Source organism: Hamadaea sp. NPDC051192, from assembly GCF_040682475.1.
In the GTDB taxonomy this organism is placed as follows: domain Bacteria; phylum Actinomycetota; class Actinomycetes; order Mycobacteriales; family Micromonosporaceae; genus Hamadaea; species Hamadaea flava.
This window is the reverse complement of record NZ_JBFBAZ010000082.1, coordinates 15,869-35,966: the sequence shown is the minus strand read 5'-3', so window position 1 is coordinate 35,966 and position 20,098 is coordinate 15,869. Positions and strand designations below refer to the sequence as shown.

The following is a 20,098-nucleotide window of genomic DNA, read 5'->3' as shown; positions in this document are numbered from 1 at the left end:
GATCACGGATCCAGGTCGAATCTTGGTCCAAGATTCGACCCAGATCCCTGATCCAGCGCAAGGGGAGGCGGCGCAAGGGGAGGCGGTGCCGAGGGAGGCGGCGCGGAAGGAAGCGGCACGGGAGAGGGCGGTGGAGGTGGTGAGCCTCCGCAGCGTGGCGAGTGAGGCGGCGTACATCGCGCATCGGCTCCGCGAGGCCCATCTGGTCGACGGTGTGAGCTGGTCGAAGATGGCGGTGATCCAGCGATCCACCGCGGTGCAGCTGGTCAGCCTCCAGCGCGGGTTGCGTCAGGCCGGGGTGCCGACGGTGGTGCTCGCCGAGGATCTGCCCCTGCACGAGCAGCCTGCCGTACGCCCATTCCTCACCTTGCTCCGCTGCGCGCTCAAGCCGGAGGACTTGACCGAGGAGACGGCGGTCGCGCTGCTGCATTCGCCGTTGGGCGGGGCCGACCCGTTCGGGGAGCGGAAGCTGCGCCAGGGTTTGCGCGCCTTGGCCCATGCCGCCGGTGATCCCCGGCCGAGCGGGGAACTGCTGGTAGACGCCCTTCGTGACCCGACCGAGTTGGCCGTGATCGACAAGAGATGGGCCGCTCCGGCCAGCCGGATCGCTCAGCTGCTGGCGACCGGCCGGGAGACCGCGGCCCGGCCCGGCGCGACCGCCGAGGACGTGCTCTGGAACGTGTGGCGGGCCAGTGGTCTGGCCGAGCGCTGGGCCGCGCTGGCCACTACCCCGGCGAGTGGGCCGGATCAGCGGCGGCGGGCCGAGGGCGCTGACCGGGATCTGGACGCCGTCGTCGTGCTGTTCGACGCGGCCGCCCGGTTCACCGACCGGCTGCCGGGCGCGAAGCTCGACACCTTCCTCGAACACGTGCTGAGTCAGCAGCTTCCGGCGGACAGCCTCGCGCCCAACGCCGACCGGGGCGAGGCGGTACGCCTCCTCACCGCGCACGCCGCGAAGGGGCTGGAGTGGGACGTCGTCGTGGTCGCCGGGGTGCAGGAGGGCATCTGGCCGGACCTGCGGCTACGCGGCAGTCTGCTCGGCTCCGAGCAACTCGTGGACGTCCTCGCCGAACGGGCTGGTGAGACCCAGCGGGAGGTGGTGACCGCCCAGTCGGCGGCGCTGCTCGACGAGGAACGGCGGTTGTTCCACGTCGCGATCACGCGGGCGCGGCGTCGGCTGCTGGTGACGGCGGTCGACACCGGAGCGGTCGGCGGGGACAGCGGCGAGGAGCGCCCGAGCCGGTTCCTCTATGAGCTGGCCGGCGAGGACGTCGCCGCGGCCGATGAGCGGGAGCCGGAGGAGGCCGAGGACCTCCCCGTCCAGAAGCCACCACGGGCGCTCACGTTGCCTGCCCTGGTCGCCGAGTTGCGGATCGCCATCACCAGTCCGCGTACGCCGCCTCGGAAGCGGGAGGCGGCCGCCGTGCAACTGGCCCGGCTGGCGGCGGCGGGCGTACCGGGAGCCGATCCCGACCAGTGGTGGGGGCTGCCCCCGTTGTCGGACGATCGGCCGCTGGCCGACGACGGCGATCCCATCGTGGTCACACCGTCCACGATGGAGTCAGCGTTGCGGTGCAGCCTGCGTTGGCTGCTCGAACGGCACGGCGGCAAGGCGCCGGACAGCTTCGCCCAGGGTGTCGGCAACCTCGTGCACGCGGCGGCGATGCTGGCCGACGACGTGAGCGTCGATCGCGCCGCCCTGATGGAGTACGTCAACGAGCGGTTCGACGTCATCGAGCTGGCCGCCAAGTGGCTCGCTCCCCGGGAGCAGCACAAGGCCGAGCAGATGATCGACAAACTGGTCCGCTGGATCGCGGTCAACCCGCGACGGCTGCTCTCCATCGAACGGGACTTCCTCGTCCGGGTCACCGACGACGAGGCCCGCCCGATCGACCTCAAGGGCCGGGTGGACCGGCTGGAGGTCGACGACCAGGGCCGGCTCGTCGTCATCGACCTCAAGACCGGGGCCAGCACCGTCGCCACCGCGCAGGAGCTGCCGGAGCATCCGCAGCTGGGGGCGTACCAGGTCGCGGTGGAGGCGGGCGCGTTCGAGGAGGGCGCCGAGTCCGGCGGCGCGGCCTTGGTGCAGCTGGGCGGCGAGCGCCGCGACGCCCGGGAGCAGATCCAGGAGGCGATCGGCGTGGTCGAGAACCCCGAGTGGGCCGCCGAGATGGTCCGCAAGACGGGCGCGACCATGGCCGCGTCGACCTTCGTGGCGAAGGCCAACGACAAGTGCCGGGTCTGCCCGGTCCGGCCGAGCTGCCCGGTCTCCGGCAAGGGGCGGCAGGTGGTGGAGCCGTGAGCCTGTTCGACTCCGGTCCCCGGTTCACCCCGCACGAGCTGGCGACCCGGCTCGGCCTCACCCGGCCCACCGACGAGCAGGCCCGGGTCATCTCGGCCCCGGTCGCACCACTGCTCGTGGTGGCGGGCGCGGGTTCGGGCAAGACCGAGACCATGGCGGCGCGCGTACTGTGGCTGGTCGCCAACTCGCACGTGCGGCCGGAGCAGATCCTCGGCCTCACCTTCACCCGCAAGGCCGCCGGTGAGCTGGCCCATCGAGTCCGGCTGCGGCTGGGGCAGCTGCGCCGGCGCATGCCCGAACCCGGTCCGCACCGGGGCGCCGGCGAGCCCACGATCTCGACCTACCACTCGTTCGCGGCGCGCGTCGTCGCCGAGCACGGCCTGCGCGCCGGATTCGAGCCGAGTGCGCGGCTGCTGTCTCAGGCCGCGGCCTGGCAGCTCGCGGACGAGGTGGTCGCGGCGTACGACGGCGACATGTCCGCGGTGGACAAGGCCAAGTCGACGGTCACCAAGGCCGTCCTCGACCTGGCCGCGGAGATGGCCGAACATCTGGTCGGCCCCGACGAGCTTTCCGCGTGGACGGGCCGCTTCTCGGCCGAGCTGACCGGCCTGCCCGGTCGCGTCTATGCCCCGGTCCAAGCTCTGCTCGCGACCCAGCGGGCGCGCCTCGCGCTCATGCCAATGATCCGCTTGTACGCACAACGCAAAGCGGCGTTGGAGGCGATGGACTTCGGCGACCAGCTGTCGAGGGCGGCGCGAGTGGCACGGGACCATCCCGAGGTCGGCGCGATCGAGCGGCAGCGGTTCACCGTGGTGCTCCTGGACGAGTACCAGGACACGAGTCACGCGCAGGTGGTGCTGCTGCGCTCGTTGTTCGGCGGCGGCCACCCCGTGACCGCGGTCGGCGATCCCGGCCAGTCCATCTACGGCTGGCGGGGGGCGAGCGCGGGCACCCTGGACCGGTTCCCGGACGACTTCCCCCAAGCCGACGGCGGTCCGGCGACCGCGATGGCGCTCAGCCGCTCGTTCCGTAACCGGCAGCAGATCCTGCACGTCGCCAACGCGGTCTCCGAGCCCCTGCGGCAGCGGGGCGCGCGGGTGACCGCGCTGCGCGGCGACGGGCGTACCGGATTCGTCCACTGTGCACTAACGCAGACGACGCAGGACGAGGCGGAGTGGATCGCGCGCCGGATCGACGAGATCTGGCAGGAGGTGGCCGACGAAGCGGAGCGGGCCAACGTCACCGCGCCGCCGCCGACCACGGCCGTCCTCGTCCGCGTACGCGCCCAGATCGAGCCGATCGAGCAGGCGCTGCGGGCCCGGGGACTGCCCGTCGAGGTGGTCGGCCTCGGCGGCCTGCTCGACACTCCCGAGGTACGCGATGTGGTCTGCACCTTGCGCGTACTGGCCGATCCGGCCGACGGCGCGTCGCTGCTGCGGATGCTGACCGGACCCCGCTGGCGGATCGGTCCCCGGGACCTCGTGGCGCTGCATCGGCGTTCCCGGAAGATCGCGGCCGACCGCCGGGGAGATCCCGAACCTGTCGTGACCGACCGGCTCGACGAGGCGGCGCTGAGCGAGGCGCTCGACGATCTCGGCGATCCGGCGGCCTACTCGACGCACGGCTACATCCGCTTCCGCCGCTACGCCAAGGAGCTGGCCGAGCTGCGGCAGCACCTCGACCAGCCGCTGCCGGACCTGATCTCGGAGATCGAACGGGCCAGCGGACTGGAGGTCGAAGTCCTCCTGCGTGGGGGCGAGTCGGCGCTGAGCCGGGCGCATCTGGACGCCTTCGGCGACGTCGCGGCCCGGTTCGCCGCCGAGACCGAGGGTGCGACGCTGTCGGCGTTCCTGGCCTACCTGCGCGCCGCCGAGGAGGAGGAACGCGGGCTCGCCCCGGGCGAGGTCGAGGTCGTCGAGGGCGCCGTCCAGCTCCTCACCGCGCACGCCGCCAAGGGGCTCGAATGGGACCTGGTCGCGGTGGCCGGGCTGACCCAGGGGGTGTGGCCGGGTAAGACCAAGAACAGCGACCACTACCTCGACGGGCTCGGCGTACTGCCGTTCCCGTTGCGTGGCGACCATGACGGCCTGCCCGCGCTCACGGTTCCGACCGGCGCGGACGCCGACCAGAAGACCCTCCGGGACGCGGTCGAGAAGTTCCGGGCGGAGTGGGGCGAGCACGACGAACGAGAGGAACGGCGGCTGGCGTACGTGGCGGTGACCCGACCCCGGCGCTGGTTGCTGGCCAGCGGCGCGTGGTGGGGTGACGGCGTACGCCCCCGGGGACCGTCGCCGTTCCTGGAGGAGATCGCCGAGCTGTGCCGCCAAGGCGACGGGATCGTGGAGGTCTGGGCGCCGCCGCCCGGCCCCGACGAGACCAACCCGGCGCTGGGCGCGACGGCTGAGATCGAATGGCCGCAGGATCCCCTGGGCCGACGTCGGCCGGTGGTCGCGGCGGCGGGCGAACTCGTCCGGTCCTACCTCGACGTCACCGGGGACGGGCTGTCCCGGATCGGGCGGCAGGCCGAGCGGAAGGTGTCCGGGTTCGCCGACGAACAGGCGCAACGCTGGGGACACGAGGTCGAGTTGCTGCTCGCCGAGCGGGCGCTGCAACGGCGTACGGGCAATGTCATCGAGGTGCCCGTGCCCCGGCAGCTGTCGGTGTCGCAGCTCGTCATGCTGCGCCGGGATCCCCGGGATCTGGCCCGGTCGCTCCGGCGTCCGCTGCCGCACCGGCCCAACCCGTACGCCCGCCGTGGCACCGCCTTCCACCTCTGGCTGGAACAGCGGTTCGGGGCCGATCGGCTGCTCGACGTCGACGAGCTGCCCGGGTCGGCCGACGCCGACGCGGCCGACGACGAACGGCTGGCCGCCCTGCAGGAGGCCTTCCTCGCCGGCGAGTGGGCCGAGCGTACGCCGGCCGAGGTCGAGGTGCCGTTCGCGACGGTCCTGGGTGGAGTGGTGGTCCGGGGGCGCATGGACGCCGTGTTCGCCGAGCCGGACGGCACCTACGACGTGGTCGACTGGAAGACCGGTGGGCGTCCGGCCGGCCTGGCCGCCACCGCGGCGTCGGTGCAGCTGGCCGCGTATCGGCTGGCCTGGGCCTCGCTCGCCGGAGTGCCGGTGGCGAAGGTGCGGGCGGCGTTCTACTACGTCGCGGACAAGGTGACCGTGCGCCCGGTCGACCTGCTGGACGAGGCCGGACTGATCGAGCTGATCGCCGGGTTGCCGGAAGCCGGATAACCGACGGCGTCCGGTTCCTGACTGAACCTGTCACAACCGCCCGGCATCATTGATCTTGTGAAGGGGGCGACCCGGGAACTCCTGATGGTGCTGGCGGTGGCGACGGCCGGCGTCACCATCGCGGGCGCGATCGTCCTCATCCCGTGGCACCCGCATCTGCCCGCCACGAACGCGGTCGTCGAGGTGTACGCGCCCCACCGTTGATCACTTGGGCGAGGTAGCCTGTCCTCTCTCCACAATCCTCGCTTCACCCCTTGGTCCCGCCGGGAGGGCGGTCGTTGATGTCTGCCAAGCGTGGCACCCTCGTCCTGGTCGCCGCCGGCCTGATCGGGCTGGTCACCACCGCCCCGGCGTACGCCGACGGGGTCCGTTCCCAGCAGTGGTACCTGTCCTCGCTGGACCTTCCGGCGGCGCACGCCGTCACGAAGGGGACCGGCGTGGTCGTGGCCGTGGTCGACTCCGGAGTGGACGTCACTCATCCCGATCTGCAGGGCTCGGTCCTGTCCGGGACGGAGACCGCCGGGACGAAGGACACCGACGGGCGTGGGACCGCGCTCGCCTCGCTGGTGGCCGGGCACGGCCATGGTGCGGGCGGGGCTGACGGCGTACTCGGGGTCGCGCCGGGCGCGCAGATCCTGCCGGTCGCCTTCGCTCCCAAGGCGGGCGAGGCGGGCGACCCGGCAGCCCTGGCCGCCGGCATCGACCTGGCCGTCTCCAAGGGCGCCAAAGTGGTCTGCGTAGGCCGTGGCGTCGCGCCGAACCCCCGGCTGCGAGAGGCCGTCGAGGACGCCCTCGACGCCGACGTGCTCGTGGTGGCGGCCGACGGTGACGTGCCCAACGGGGTGTTCTCGCCCTGGCCGTCGTCCATCCTGGGCGTGCTGACCGCCATCCCGCTCGACCGCGCGGGCAACGTCGCCGTGCCGCCGGCCAGCCGCCAGACCAGCGGTGTCGGCGTACCGGGGACGGACCTCATCTCCGCCACCTCCGGCGGCGGCTACCGGCTGCAAACGGGGGCCACCGGCACCGGCCTCCTCTGCGGCGCGGCCGCGCTCGTGCGGTCGGCGTACCCGCAGATGTCGGCCGAGCAGGTCGCCGACCGGCTGCGGGAGACGGCGACCGACAAGGGCCCGGTCGGCCCGGACAGCCAATACGGCGCGGGCGTGCTGAACCTGAAGGCGGCGTTGGCGGGGGCGACCGCCGCGCCGAGCGGGTCGCCGAGCGCCTCGCACGCCGTGGTCACGCCCGAGCAGCGCCCAGTCGGGGTCGCCCTGACGGACAGCCGTGATTGGCGCAGATGGCTCGTCGTCGTGCCACTGGTGATCTTCCTCGCGGGGCTCGGCGCGTACGCCTTCCGCCGCAAGGCTTGACGGGCCCGACTCTGCGCTAGGGTCGGGGGGTGGCTTTGGCGATCGAGATCCCGCGCACCCGCTATCCCGTCGAACAGTTCACTCTTCCCAACGGCCTGCGGGTGGTGCTCGCCCCGGACGCCAGCGCCCCGGTGATCGGGGTGGCCGTCGTCTACGACGTCGGCATCCGCTCCGAGCCGGAGGGCCGCACCGGCTTCGCGCACCTCTTCGAGCATCTGATGTTCCAGGGCAGCGCCAACCTGGAGAAGCTGGCGCACTTCCGGCACGTGCAGGGCGCGGGCGGCACCTTCAACGGCTCTACCCACCTGGACTACACCGACTACTTCGAGACGCTGCCGAGCAACGCGCTCGAGCGGGCGCTCTTCCTGGAGGCCGACCGCATGCGCGGGCCGCGCCTGACCGAGGAGAACCTGCGGAATCAGGTCGACGTGGTCAAGGAGGAGATCCGGGTCAACGTGCTCAACCGGCCCTATGGCGGTTTCCCCTGGCTGAAGCTGCCGCCGGTCATGTTCGACTCGTTCCCCAACGCGCACGACGGCTATGGGTCCTTCGTCGACCTGGAGTCGGCGACCGTCGCGGACGCGGCCGACTTCTTCCAGCGCTTCTACGCCTGCGGCAACGCGGTGCTTTCGGTCGCCGGCGACCTCGACGTCGACGAGACCCGCAAGCTCATCGAGAAGCACTTCGGCGACGTCGAGGCCCGCCCCGCCCCGGTACGCCCGGACTTCAGCGAGCCCGATCTCACCAGCGAGCGCCGGGAGTCCTACACCGACCGGCTGGCCCCGTTGCCCGCGGTCGCCTCGGCCTGGCGCGTGCCGGACCCGGCCACGGACCTGCAGGGCTACCTGGCGTACGTGGTCCTCGCCGAGGTGCTGACCGACGGCGACGCCTCCCGCCTGGTCGAGCGGCTGGTCCTCAAGGACCGGACGGTCACCAGCGTCGGCGGCTACATCGGCTTCATGGGCGAGCCCTTCGAGGTCCGCGACCCCACCGCGTTGCTGCTCCAGTCGCACCTGCCCCCGGGCGGGAACATCGACCGCGTACTCGCGACCGTCGACGAGGAGCTGGACCGCCTCGCCACCGACGGCCTGGTCGCCGGCGAACTGGCCCGGACGCAGGCCCGGATGGCGACGCATCTGCTGCGGGACAACGACGCCGCGCTCAACCGTGCCCTGCGGATGGCCGTCCTGGAGCAGCAGCGTGGCGACGCGGACCTGCTCAACGAGCTGCCGCACCTGATCGCCTCGGTGACCGACGAGCAGATCGTCACCGCCGCGGCGGCGCTGCGCCCGAACCGGCGCGCTTCCGTCGAGGTCATCCCCGGTGCCGGAAACGGCGCCAACGGCGCAGCCCAAGGAGACGAGCAGTGACCCACACGCTTCCCGACCTCGGCCCCAACCGGCCGCTGACGCTCCCGCCGCAGGCGGAGAAGACGCTGGCCAACGGGCTGACCGTGATCGCGATCCGGCGTGCGGCCGTCCCGCTCGTGGAGGTCCGGCTGCGGATCCCGTTCGCCGGGGCCGACCTGGCCCGGTCCGCGCTGTTGGCGAACACGCTCTTCTCCGGTACCCCGGACCTGACGACCGTTCAGATCGCGGCCGAGCTGCAGGCGGTCGGCGGTGCGCTCGGCGCGGGGGTCGACCCCGACCGGGCGATGGTCTCGGGTAACTCGCTCGCCTCCGGGCTGGACCGGCTCATGGAGATCCTCGCCCGGGTGCTGACCGGGGCGACGTATCCGGAGTCCGAAGTGGAGACCGAGCGGGCCCGCCTGGTCGACCGGATCCAGATCGCCCACTCTCAGCCGTCGCACCTGGCTCGGGTCGCGCTCCTGAAGCGCATGTACGGCGATCACCCGTACGCCGTGCAGACGCCGTCCGTCGCGCAGGCCCAGGCGGTCGACCGCGACCAGTTGCTCGGTCTGCACGGTGCCCGGCTGCACCCGTTCGGCGCCCACCTGATCCTCGTCGGCGACCTGGACCCGGAGAAGGTCATCGAGGTGGCCGAGCGCAGGCTCGGCGACTGGTCCGGCAACGGCGCTCCGGTCGAGCTGCCGCCCACGCCGGCGCTCGTGCCGGGTCCGCTGTTGCTCGCCGACCGGCCGGACTCGGTGCAGTCGTCGCTGCGCATCGCGCTGCCGGCGGTGCCGCGCATGCACCCCGACCACGCCGCGTTGCAGCTCGCCAACCTGGTCTTCGGCGGATACTTCTCCAGCCGCTGGGTGGAGAACATCCGGGAGGACAAGGGCTACACCTACGGCCCGCACTCGCTGATCGACCACTCGATCGCCGGGTCCGCCCTGCTGGTGAGCGCCGAGGTGGCCACCGAGGTGACCGCGCCCGCGTTGGTGGAGACGCTCTACGAGCTGGGCCGCATCGCCACCACCCCGGTCGAGGCGGCCGAGCTGGAGCAGGCCCGGCAGTACGCGCTGGGCACGCTGCAACTGGGCATGTCCACCCAGAGCGGTCTCGCCGGACTGGCCAGCACGTACGCCGGCTACGGCCTGCGGCTCGACTTCCTGGCCGAGCACTCCGCACGGCTGGCCGCGGCGTCCATCGCCGATGTCGCCGCGGCCGCCGAGAAGTACCTCGGCCCGGCCAAGGGCGTGGTGGTCGTGCTCGGTGACGCGAAGGTCGTGCAGGAGTCGTTGTCGGCGATCGCGCCGGTGACGGTTCAGGCCGCCACGCAGGAATGAGCCCGATGCCCACGCTGCCCGACCTGCCGCCGCTGTCCCGGTCGGCGATCGACCGGGCGGCGCACCTCCGGCGCGACCCGCAGGCGCTGGCCGAGGCGTGGGAACGCGGGCTCGTGCTGGTCGTCGGCCCGGACGACAAAGCGCTGGTTCGTGACGGGCGGCTGGTTCTCCTGCCGCCCGCCCAGGCGCCCCAGGGCGAGCGGCTCTTCCTCGGCCTGGCCGAGGACCAGCCGTACTTCGCCATCGACGGGGACCTCGTGCCCGAGGCGGTCACCGGTGAGGCCCCGGAGCTGCTGGGCGAACCGCAGCACCTGTGGCAGATCGGCGACACCCTGCCGGACTTCGACGCCGGGCTGTTCACCGAGGCGGTCGCCCTCATCAAGTGGCACCGCGACCATCTCTACTCGCCGGCGACGGGGGAGAAGACCGAGGTCTCGGACGGCGGGTGGGTCCGCCGGGAGGCGGACGGAACGCAGCACTTTCCGCGTACGGACGTCGCGTCGATCGTGCTCGTCCACGATGGACTGCCGGGTCCCGACGGCCGGGCGCTGCTCGGCAGCAACGTGATGTGGGCGAAGGCGGCTCGCAAGCGCTACTCGACGCTGGCGGGGTTCGTCGAACCGGGCGAGTCCGGCGAGGCCGCCATCGCCCGGGAGGTACGCGAAGAGGTCGGCGTCGAGATCTTCGACATCACCTACATCTGCAGCCAGCCGTGGCCGTTCCCGCGGTCGCTGATGCTGGGCTACCTCGCGCAGGCCGATCCGGCGGCCGCGATCACCACCGACCCGAGCGAGATCGTGCACGCGCGGTGGTTCACGCGGGCCGAGATCGAAGCCGCGATGGCCGATCCGGAGGGGGCCGAGATCGCCCTGCCGATGAAGGCGGCGATCTCGACCTTCCTCATCCAGCGCTGGCTCGACCTTCGGTGACCAGCGCGGGCTCATCCGTGGACTGGGTGGGTGTGGCGGCGGCCGGTGGGGTGAGCCGCCGCCCCGCCCAGACCCAGATGCCGGCGATCGAGACGACCAGCGCCATGACGCCGAGCAGGATGCGGTAGTCGACGATCCCGACGAGGATCGCCCCGGCCCCGATCGAGAGCGCCTGCGGCCCACTGATCAGGGCGTCCATCGCCGCCGACGTACGCCCCATCAGTTCGGCGGGCGTCGTGCGCTGCAACAGCGTCTGCAGGCCCACGATCAGGTAGGGCAGGCCGAAGCCGCAGAGCACCATCGCCGGGAAGGCCGCCCAGACGTTCTGGTAGACCGCGCCGACGAAGTACATCGGGACGAACAACATGAGCCCGGCGGCGACCGTGCCGACCTCGCCGACGCGGCGCATCACCGCGGCGGCGGTCAGCCCGCCGAGCAGCCCGCCGACGCCTTGGACGCTGATCAGCACGCCCAGGAACGCCGCCGGCTTATGCAAACCCTGGTCGTTGAAGGCGAAGAAGACCGATTCGCCGAGGCCGAAGACCAGGATGGCCAGGGTGGTGCCGAGCACCGCCAGCCGCAGGCCCGGCTGTCCGAACAGCTGGCGCACCCCGGCGGTGACTTCGGACATCCAGCGCTGCTCTGTGCGTACCGGTTGATCCTCATGAACCCGCAGCGCGGTGATGACGCCCGCCGCGATGAGGAAGCCGACGATGCCGAGGCTGGCCAGGGCCCAGCCGCCGAAGGCGGTGTAGAGCCCGGCGCCCAGCAGCGGAGCGAACAGCCGGAGGCCTTGTTTGACGGTCTGGAGCGCGCCGTTGGCCTCGGCGAGCAGCTCGACCGGGATGACCTCTTTGATGAGGCCGTTGAGCGCGGCGCCCACGGCGATGAACGACAGCCCGTACGCCGCCGCGACGGCGTAGATGATCCAGAGCGTCCCTCGATCGTGGACGAGATACAGCGGAGCCAGGATCACCGCGGAGAAGATGTTCGTGGCGATCAAGAAGGGCCGGCGCTGGTAGCGGTCGGCGACGAAGCCGATGAACGGCGCGAGCACGATCGGGGCGACCAGGGCGAAGAAGGTGGCGCCGGCGAGGCTGTCCGAGCCGGTCATGTCCTTGACCCAGATGCCCAGCGCCAGCAGCAGCACGGACTCGGCCGTCATGCTGAAGAACAAGCCGGCGAACAGCAGCCGGAAGGCGGGTCGGCGCAGCACCGTGCGCATGTGCGTCGCTCCTCTCGTGCTCGGCGGATCAGTGCTCGTCGGATCAGTGCTCGTCGGATCAGTGCTCGGCGGGGATGCCCCAGGCGATCATCCGGACCGGTCGGGCGTTCTCGGGGCGCAGTTCCGGATCGGCGAGCCGGTCGAGGTGACGCAGCAGGAGGTCCTGGATCTGCGCACCGATCTCGTCAAGCTCCTCGGGGGTCAGCCAGGTGATGCTCTGGTTGAGGAATGCGGCGGCTCGCCAGTTCGCGTCGTGCTTGCTGCGGCGCTCCTGCCACGACTGGAGCTCGGCCAGCTCGTACTGGAGCATGACCTCGGAGACCGCGTCGCCGGCGGCGGTGATCTCGGGCGCCTCGCCCGGGGTGCCCCAGCGGTTGCCGGCGGGCACGAACCGCCACGGCCGCTGCCGGCCCTGCCCGCCGGGGGCGTCCTCGACGTAGCCGTACTTCGCCAGTTGACGCAGGTGCCAGGAGCAGTTCGGCGCGGTGTCGCCGACGCGCTCGGCCAGCTCGGTGGCGGTCGCCGGACCCCGCAGCGCCAGTTCCTGGAGCAGCTTCATACGCAGCGGATGGGCCAGCGCCCGCAGCGCCTGCGGATCGGTGTGTTCGCGCATCCGGAACTCGGCCATGCCCTGAGCGTACGCGATTAAAGGGTTCTTTCAAAAGGGGTGTTTAAAAAGCCCCTCCGTCCGGGGAGGGGCGTCGCGTCGGTGAAATGTCCGGTAGACCGTCAGATCAGGCGGGGCTGGCCGAGTTTCAGTACCTTCACTCGCTGGCGGCCGGCGCGTACGGCGCCTACGGAGGCCAAGGCGCGGGCGAGGCGCAGAGCGGCTTCGAGCGAATCCGCCTCGGCGGTCTGCCGGCGTGGCTCGGGCGATTCGGTCTCGTCGCGAAGCGGTGCGTCCTCAGACCAGAGCGCGTTGAGGTCGGTCAGGTCAACCGGCCTGACCTCGGTCCGGATTATGAGGTACCGCATGTGACTCTCTCCGTGTGTCTGCCCAGGGCGGCGGAGGGTGCTCGAGGGAGATCCATTGGTGGAACTTCCACGAGTGGTGAGGACTATGGTGCGGTAAACCACGGAGCGTTAACAAGGACTTCACCCCGATCGGGGTTCAGGCCCGCCCGTTCGGGTGATCTCGCGGGTTCGTTCAGCGGATGTCAGCGCGTCGCGTTGACATGCCGGCTGAGCCAGTCCACTGTCGCCACAGGGTCCAGCGCGGCCGACCGCAGCCACTCGTAAACCTTGGCATATCTGCTGGCCGCAGTCCTGTCGGTGAGGGTCAGATCACTCGCCAACGCCTCCACCGCGACGGTCGGAAGGTCGCCGGGGTCGGCGAAGGAATAGATCGAGAAACCGTGCTGCGGTTGGAAGAATTCGCCCACTCGGGCCTCGCGAGGAAGCACCCGCAAAGTTACGTTCGGTAACGATGCCACCGCACGAAGGTGGTGAATCTGTCCGGAAAGGACATCGGCTGGGGCACTGCGCCCGGCCAGCGCCGCCTCGTCCAGCACGGCCTCGTACGCGGGCGGATCGGCCTCCCGCGTGAGGATGGACTGCCGGGCCATCCGCGCTTCCACCTCGGCCTGCGGATCATGCCGTTCGTCGTCCTCGTTCCGCTGACTCGGCAAGGTCTGGAGCGGGCGCGAGGACATGATCCGGATGCGGGCGTACTCCGGGGTCTGGAGGAGGCCGGGGATCGTGGCGGCGGCGTACTCCCGGATCTGGGTGGCGCCGCCCTCCAGTTCGGCGTATCCCCGCTGGCGGGCCGTCATCACGGCGTACGCCCGGATCCAGCGGGTGTTGCCCGCCTCCCGGGCGATGGCGACCAGTTCGTCGCGGCCCTCTCCGCGTACCTGGTAGAGGTCGAGGAGATCGAGGATGTCGGCCAGGTCGGGCCGGCTCTTGCCGTTCTCCAACCGGGACAGCTTCGACTTCGCCGCCCAACCGACCTGTTCGACCACCTGATCGCCGGTGAGGCCGGCGGCGATGCGCAGGCGTCGCAACTCGAGACCGAGGCGGCGCCGGCGCATGACCGGACTGGGCGTTCGCTGCATCGGGGCGGACCTCCTCGCGTGCGCCGCACTGGCCCTGGGTCGACGCGAGCTTCCCGGTTCGGCCTCGACGCGGGCTTCGCTGGGATTGCGACGGTCCGGGCACGCACAGTGACCGAGGACAGAGCATAGGCCTCATATGCGGTTACCGCTCGGTACGCCGCGCGTGCCGAGCCGGGCCGGGAAGCCGACAGCAGCTGGCGGCGCTACACACCGAGGCGGTCCTTGACTTGAGCGATGCTCGGGTTCGTCATCGTCGTCCGTCGGCGAACCGCATCGCAGAGTGCGGCGGATCAGTGCCTGAGCACGTCAGTCCAGCAGCGCGGCAGTGAACATCTCGCGATGGCCGCTCAGCCAGTTCTGTACGCGGTCCCAGCGTCCCCATCCGCCCCGGTCGGCCAGCGCTCGGCGGAAGACGGGATCGCCGTCCGCCACGCGGCGGGCGACGAACGCCCGGCAGACTTCCGTGGCCTGTTCGATCACGCCGGGCAGCTCGGCGCGTCCGCCCGGCGTGAGGCCGTAGCCGTCGGCGAGGATCCGCAGCCGTGCCGGTGCGTCCAGTCCGGCGGGAAATTGTTCGGCCGTGGACACCGGATCGAGCATGGGCACCCAGTAGCGCGCCGCCATGGCGACGTCCCAGAGTGGACGGCCCGGAGCCGAGAGGTCGAAGTCGATCAAGGCGGCGGCCCGACCGTCCCGGAAGACGACGTTCTCCGGACACACGTCGTTGTGGCACAACATCGTTCCGCCCTCCGGGTCGGCGAGGTCCCGGGGCCACTCGACGGCTGTGTCGACGGCGACGGTCGCGCTGGCATCGTGCAGGCGGCGTAGCAGGTTCCCCACCGATTCGAGCGCGGTCGTCGTCACTGCCCAGGTCGGGAAAGGTGGCAGAGCCACCTCGCCGGGGACGAAGGCCAACTGCTCACGCCCGTCCGCACTGAGCCGCACGGGAGTCGGACCAGCGTCGAAGCCGTGGTCCTTCAGTGCGAGGAGGTGGGTATGGAGGGCCTGCGCGTTGTGCGGCGCCGGGCGTTCCACCACCGCACCGCGGCGGAAGACCGCCCCCGCGTTCGCCAGGCCTCCGGCCAACGCCTCACGGTCCGCGTCGTCCTCGGCCGTCATGTCCGTCACGTGAGTCAGCCGGCGAGCGCCTGCTTCACCTGGGCGATGCTCGGGTTCGTCAGCGTCGTCCCGTCGGCGAACCGCACTGTCGGCACGGTCTGGTTGCCGCCGTTGACGCTCATCACGAACTCGGCCGCGGTGGCGTCCTGCTCGATGTCGACCACGGTGTAGCCGATGCCCTCCCGGTCCAGCTGCGACTTGAGCCGGTGGCAGTAACCGCACCAAGAGGTGGAGTACATCGTCAACATCGACGGACCTTTCTACGCAGGGGTGTCTGGCGAGTGCAACGTCAGAGCCGCCTGGAATGATTGCACGCTGTGGCAGGTGACTCAGGACGGCATGATCCACTCCGTGGACTCGATCCGGAGCAGCTGGCGGCGGTGACCGCGCCGGCTGGTCCGGTCTGCATCCTCGCCGGGGCGGGCACCGGCAAGACCCGGGCGATCACCCATCGCATCGCCCATCGGGTGGTCGACGAGCAGGTCCAGGCCCGGCATGTGCTCGCCGTCACGTTCACCGCCCGCGCCGCCGCCCAGCTCCGCGAACGGCTGGCCGCCTTGAGCGCGACCGGCGTATCGGCCCGTACCTTCCACGCCGCCGCGCTTCGTCAGCTGCGCTACTTCGCCCCCCGCCTGTTGCGCGGCCGCGAGATGCCGGAACTGGTCGACAGCAAGGCGCGGCTGGTCACGCTGGCGGGCTCGCGGGCCGGCGTACGGGCCGACCGCACCACCGCCCGCGACCTCTCCTCCGAGATCGAGTGGGCGAAGTCCAGCCTCGTCGAGCCGAGCGAATACGAGGTCGCGGCGGCAAAGGCCCAACGCGAGACGCCGCTGCCGGCCGCCGAGATCGCCAAGGTTTTCACGGCGTACGAGCAGGTCAAGCGGTCGGCCGGCATGATGGACTTCGAGGATCTGCTGCGCGCGATCGTCTGGGGGATCGAGGAGCACTCCGACGTCGCCGAGCAGATCCGGTCGCAGTACCGGCACTTCGTCGTCGACGAGTACCAGGACGTCAACCCGTTGCAGCAGCGGCTGCTCGACGCGTGGCTCGGCGGTCGCCGGGATCTGACGGTCGTCGGGGACGCCGCCCAGACCATCTACTCGTTCACCGGCGCGACCTCCGGCTATCTCATCGACTTCCCGCGCCAGTTCCGCGAGGCCACGGTCGTCCGGCTGGTCCGCGACTATCGGTCGACCCCGCAAGTGGTAGGCCTGGCCAACGCGGTGATCCGGCAGGCCGGGGGAGTCGAGGCCAAGCTGCGCCTGGACCTGGTGGGCCAGCGGCCTGATGGCCCGGCGCCGGACATCCGGCAGTTCGCCGACGAGCCGACCGAGGCGGCCGCGGTCGCGGCCCGCTGCTCCGAGCTGATCGCCTCGGGCGTCCCGGCCGCGGAGATCGCCGTGCTCTTCCGGGCCAACGCCCAGTCGGAAGCCTATGAAGAGGCGCTCGCCGAGGCGGGCGTTCCCTATGTCGTACGCGGTGGGGAGCGCTTCTTCGAACGAGCCGAGGTACGCCAGGCGATGATCGCGTTGCGGTCGGCTTCCCGCGGCGAGCTGGAGGGCACCGTCCCGGACGCGGTCGCCGAAGTCCTCCGCGGTCTGGGCTGGGAACCGGCGCAGCCGCCGTCCGGTGGGGCCGCCCGGGAACGCTGGGAGGCGCTGGCAGCGCTGCACCGGCTCGCCCAGGAGATCGGCTCGCCGACGCTCACGGAGTTCACCGAGGAGCTGGGCCGGCGGGCGGACGCCCAGCACGCCCCGACCGTCGAGGGCGTGACGCTGGCCAGCCTGCACTCCGCGAAGGGGCTCGAATGGGACGCCGTCTTCCTCGTCGGCCTCGTCGAGGGCACCCTGCCCACCGCGTACGCGAAGACGCCGCAGGCGGTGGAGGAGGAGCGCCGGCTGCTCTACGTCGGGGTGACCCGGGCGCGGCACTGGCTGTGGCTGAGCTACGGGCAGTCCCGGTCGCCGGGCGGCCGGGCTCGCAAGCCGTGCCGGTTCTTGCCGAGCCTCGGTGGCTCGGACGCCCCGGCCCAGCGGAAGGGTCCGTCGAAGGTCGACCGTCGGCGGGCCATCGCGGTGTCCTGCCGGGTGTGCGGCGCGACCCTGCTCGGCGGCTCGGAACGCAAGCTCGGCCGATGCCAGACCTGCCCCGCCGACCTGGACGAGGAACTTTTCGAACGACTCCGGGAGTGGCGGTCGCGGGTCGCCGCCGAGCAGGGCGTCCCGGCGTACGTGGTGTTCACCGACGCCACCCTCACGGCCCTCGCGGAACGCCGTCCCACCAGCACCGATGACCTCATGAGCATCGCCGGCATCGGGCCTCGGAAGATCGAGTTGTACGGGCCTGCGACATTGGCGCTTCTCAACGGCGCGGACGTCGACGATCTTGTCGGCGAAAAAAACTTGGCAACGGAACCGTAAAATCATTTGCGCCTGCTCAAGCAGGCGGAATAACCTTCGGTCACACCAGTTCGAGCGGCGGGAGCAATCCTGCCCGGGAGCTAGACCCGAGCGCGACACCGGCGAGAGCCGGACGCGGAGAGCAGTGAGGAGGTGAGTCAGGTGGGCTTGATGACGTGGACGATGACGCCGCAGAGACTGCCGATGCTCGCTTCTGCCTGCGCGTCGAACGGTGGCACCAGTCTGCCCACTATCGCCCAGCTGAGCCTGGGCGGCGATGTGTTGATGGCCCGTAAGCCGGGTCACGTCATCGGAGCAGTGTCTCCGCTGGCCGCGCAGCAGCCGCAAACCGTCCCGAGCCCGGAGCAGATCCAGGTCCAGGACCCGCGCGGCGGCTACGCGAAGAAGCCGGAGTTCATGTCGATCAAGGTCGATGGACTCCGCGGTGTTCCGCCTCGAGGTAGGCCGGTCTAGAAAACAGACCACCGGCTCACCTCGAGGCCGCGGAACCCGTACACCGGGATCCGCGGCCTCACTTATTTGCCACTACGGCCACCCCCTGGGGAAGAACCCCCAAGAAGGAAGAAGAGGTGAGTAGGACTATGAGTCTGGCGTTGGCCCCAGCTCTCGACATCCCCGTCGAGCTGGGTGCGGAGCTGCCCTGCCGGAAGTTCGACCCCGACCTGTGGTTCGCCGACGCTCCGGCCGAGCTGGAGCTGGCCCGAGCCCTCTGCGGCGACTGCCCGCTGCGGGCCGAGTGCCTGGCGGGCGCGCTGGAGCGGGCCGAGCCCTGGGGCGTCTGGGGTGGTGAGATCTTCGACCGCGGTGCGATCGTGGCGCGCAAGCGTCCTCGTGGCCGTCCGCGCAAGGAGGACCTCGCCCGTGACGCCGACCTGCGGGCCGAGACGGTCGCCCGAGTGGCGACGGTCACCGGCCGCGAGTCGGTACGACTGGCCGCCTGAACCGAACAGCACAGCAGCGAAGCACCAACCCAGCCGGGTCTTACCGGCTACATCCGAAATAGATGATTGAGAGAGCGAGAAGGAAATGAATCCCACCAGTGGAATGGGCGATATGTATCTACTGAGCGAAGCGCTGACGCGGGCGCGAATGCCTGAGCCTCAGACCGAGGCACCCCGCACCGCGAAGCGCATCGCCATGAAGGCGCTGCGTAAGCAGGCCCGCCAGTCGGGCTCCTTCTGATCGGTAGATCGACGACCAAACACCAGCGCCCGGTCCGCGAGTACGCGGCCCGGGCGCTTTCTTGTCCCACCAAACAGGGTTCTTGTCTCACCAAACACGGTTCTTGTCTCACCAGAACAGGGCTGGATCAGGGTTCTGGGTCGAATCTCGGGTCAAGATTCGACCGGGAACCCTGATCCAGCGCCCCATTCCAGGTGGCTAGACGGGTTCGGACTCGAAGCCCGGCAGGTACTCCGCGATCACGTCGCGATAGGAGGCCTTGGCCTCCAGTTGGCACAGCACTCCGATGGTGCCCATGGTGACCCGCTGGATCATCAGGTACGCCGGTGGCAGGTTGAGCTGCCGGCCCATCGCGTACGCCGGGCTCTTCGGGCTGGCGATCCGGGCCGCCTCGCCGCGCAGCCAGGACCGGGTGAACCGGAACTCCTCGGCGCGCAGCGGTTCGAGCATCGGGTCGATCCACTCAAGGATGGCCGGCGCGTCGATGTCGACGTCAGGCTTGACGAAGCCTTCCTCGCGCAGTCCCTTGAGCACGCCGTCGGAATCGCCGTCGAGCGCGAGCCGGGTGAGCCGCCCGATCGGCTCTGGCAGTCCGCCGGGGAGCCGGGCGACCGCGCCGAAGTCGATGACACCGAGCCGGCCGTCGGGCATCAGCCGGAAGTTGCCCGGATGCGGGTCGGCGTGCAGCATCCCGGCCCGGCTCGGCGCGGAGAACGCCAAGGTCGCCAGCAGCTGGCCGGCCTGGTCCCGTTCGCCGACGGTGCCGGAGTTGATGACCGCCGACAGGGGCGTGCCCTCGATCCACTCGGTGACCAGTACCCGGGGCGCGCTCATGAGCACCCGCGGGATGTGGAATTGCTCGTCGTCGGCGTACGCCTCGGCGAAGGCGGTCTGCGAGGCGGCTTCGAGGTCGTAGTCGAGTTCCTCGACGACTCGCGCCTTCAACTCCGTGACCAACGGTTTCACGTCGAGGCCGGGCTGAATCACGCCGAAGAGCGCGGAGAACCGGGCCAGCTGAGCGAGATCGGCGACCAGGGCGTCGCCCGCGCCGGGATATTGCACCTTCACCGCGACGGGCAGCCCGGTACGCCTGCGCGGCAGCTTCCACTCGGCCCGGTGGACCTGGCCGATGCTGGCCGCGGCGGCCGGATGGTCGTCGAACTCCTTGAAGAGACTGCGCCAGTCCGGGCCGAGCTGGTCGGCGAGGACCTTGTGGACACTGGCGGCCGGCAGCGGCGGAGCCGCCTCCTGCAGCTTCGTCAGGGCCTGCCGATAAGGCCCGGCCAACTCCTCGGGCAGCGCGGCCTCGAAGACGCTCAGCGCCTGGCCGAGCTTCATCGCACCGCCCTTGAGCTGCCCCAACACGCTGAACAGCTGCTCGGCCGTACGCTCTTGAATCCCGGCTGCCACCACGTCGGCCGCCATCCCGGTGACCCGCTTGCCGAACCCGAGAACGGTGCGCCCGGCGAAGCCGAGGGGCAGCGACGCGAGCTTGGCGGTGCGGGCTACGGCTCGGCGTGGAATGTCGGTCACCGGGCCATTCTCCCTCATCCGATCGTCCGTCAT

Annotated in this window: 16 protein-coding genes and 1 pseudogene; 10 read left to right on the top strand and 7 right to left on the bottom strand. The window is 71.0% G+C overall.

The genetic code is table 11. The features are described from left to right. Positions 1 to 127: 127 nt before the first annotated feature. The 7 genes and pseudogenes from AB0M47_RS28145 to nudC all read left to right on the top strand — a co-directional run. A pseudogene (locus AB0M47_RS28145) lies at positions 128 to 2,302 on the top strand (ATP-dependent DNA helicase); the annotation flags it as partial. After that, positions 2,299 to 5,544: an ATP-dependent DNA helicase gene (locus tag AB0M47_RS28140; protein WP_363419308.1), complete on the top strand. Its 3,246-nt coding sequence runs from the start codon at positions 2,299 to 2,301 to the stop codon at positions 5,542 to 5,544. The pseudogene AB0M47_RS28145 and the gene AB0M47_RS28140, both read left to right, overlap by 4 nt. 57 nt (positions 5,545 to 5,601) lie before the next feature. Next, a complete protein-coding gene (locus tag AB0M47_RS28135; protein WP_253757859.1) occupies positions 5,602 to 5,748 on the top strand; it encodes a hypothetical protein in 147 nt (48 codons plus the stop codon). A gap of 77 nt (positions 5,749 to 5,825) precedes the next feature. Further along, positions 5,826 to 6,911, top strand: coding sequence for a S8 family serine peptidase (locus tag AB0M47_RS28130; RefSeq protein ID WP_363419306.1), 1,086 nt, complete (start codon positions 5,826 to 5,828; stop codon positions 6,909 to 6,911). Positions 6,912 to 6,940: 29 nt separating this feature from the next. After that, the gene (locus AB0M47_RS28125; RefSeq protein WP_363419305.1) at positions 6,941 to 8,281 is read left to right on the top strand and encodes a pitrilysin family protein; all 1,341 of its coding nucleotides are present in this window, start codon (positions 6,941 to 6,943) and stop codon (positions 8,279 to 8,281) included. Continuing rightward, complete coding sequence (locus AB0M47_RS28120; RefSeq protein ID WP_363419304.1) at positions 8,278 to 9,603, top strand: pitrilysin family protein; 1,326 nt, start codon at positions 8,278 to 8,280, stop codon at positions 9,601 to 9,603. The genes AB0M47_RS28125 and AB0M47_RS28120 overlap by 4 nt, the downstream gene beginning before the upstream one ends. Positions 9,604 to 9,608: 5 nt before the next feature. Continuing rightward, on the top strand, positions 9,609 to 10,532 hold the full coding sequence (gene nudC, locus AB0M47_RS28115; RefSeq protein ID WP_363419302.1) for an NAD(+) diphosphatase: 924 nt from the start codon (positions 9,609 to 9,611) through the stop codon (positions 10,530 to 10,532). Here nudC and AB0M47_RS28110 read toward each other — a convergent pair. The 6 genes from AB0M47_RS28110 to AB0M47_RS28085 all read right to left on the bottom strand — a co-directional run bounded on the left by AB0M47_RS28110 (position 10,504) and on the right by AB0M47_RS28085 (position 15,178). Then, complete coding sequence (locus AB0M47_RS28110) at positions 10,504 to 11,757, bottom strand: MFS transporter (protein ID WP_253757849.1); 1,254 nt, start codon at positions 11,755 to 11,757, stop codon at positions 10,504 to 10,506. The two genes, nudC and AB0M47_RS28110, sit on opposite strands and share 29 nt — an antisense overlap. Positions 11,758 to 11,815: 58 nt before the next feature. Next, complete coding sequence (locus tag AB0M47_RS28105) at positions 11,816 to 12,385, bottom strand: helix-turn-helix domain-containing protein (RefSeq protein ID WP_363419300.1); 570 nt, start codon at positions 12,383 to 12,385, stop codon at positions 11,816 to 11,818. Between the two features lie 101 nt (positions 12,386 to 12,486). Beyond that, entirely contained in the window at positions 12,487 to 12,732 is a 246-nt protein-coding gene (locus AB0M47_RS28100; protein WP_253757845.1) for a hypothetical protein, read from the bottom strand. Between the two features lie 182 nt (positions 12,733 to 12,914). Next, positions 12,915 to 13,811, bottom strand: a complete 897-nt coding sequence (locus AB0M47_RS28095; RefSeq protein ID WP_363419298.1) for a DUF5753 domain-containing protein — start codon at positions 13,809 to 13,811, stop codon at positions 12,915 to 12,917. A gap of 306 nt (positions 13,812 to 14,117) precedes the next feature. Further along, positions 14,118 to 14,930, bottom strand: a complete 813-nt coding sequence (locus tag AB0M47_RS28090; RefSeq protein ID WP_363419313.1) for a phosphotransferase — start codon at positions 14,928 to 14,930, stop codon at positions 14,118 to 14,120. Positions 14,931 to 14,944: 14 nt separating this feature from the next. Next, entirely contained in the window at positions 14,945 to 15,178 is a 234-nt protein-coding gene (locus tag AB0M47_RS28085) for a mycoredoxin (protein WP_363419296.1), read from the bottom strand. 69 nt (positions 15,179 to 15,247) lie between these two features. On the opposite strand from AB0M47_RS28085, the gene AB0M47_RS28080 reads away from it, so the two are divergent. The 3 genes from AB0M47_RS28080 (at position 15,248) to AB0M47_RS28070 (ending at position 18,291) form a co-directional block, all read left to right on the top strand. After that, positions 15,248 to 17,350: an ATP-dependent DNA helicase UvrD2 gene (locus tag AB0M47_RS28080; protein WP_363419294.1), complete on the top strand. Its 2,103-nt coding sequence runs from the start codon at positions 15,248 to 15,250 to the stop codon at positions 17,348 to 17,350. Between the two features lie 150 nt (positions 17,351 to 17,500). Next, positions 17,501 to 17,803, top strand: a complete 303-nt coding sequence (locus AB0M47_RS28075; protein ID WP_363419293.1) for a hypothetical protein — start codon at positions 17,501 to 17,503, stop codon at positions 17,801 to 17,803. 128 nt (positions 17,804 to 17,931) lie between these two features. Then, positions 17,932 to 18,291, top strand: coding sequence for a WhiB family transcriptional regulator (locus AB0M47_RS28070; protein ID WP_363419311.1), 360 nt, complete (start codon positions 17,932 to 17,934; stop codon positions 18,289 to 18,291). 439 nt (positions 18,292 to 18,730) lie between these two features. On the opposite strand, the gene AB0M47_RS28065 is transcribed toward AB0M47_RS28070, so the two are convergent. Next, positions 18,731 to 20,065, bottom strand: coding sequence for an AarF/ABC1/UbiB kinase family protein (locus AB0M47_RS28065; protein ID WP_363419291.1), 1,335 nt, complete (start codon positions 20,063 to 20,065; stop codon positions 18,731 to 18,733). Between the last annotated feature and the right edge of the window lie 33 nt (positions 20,066 to 20,098).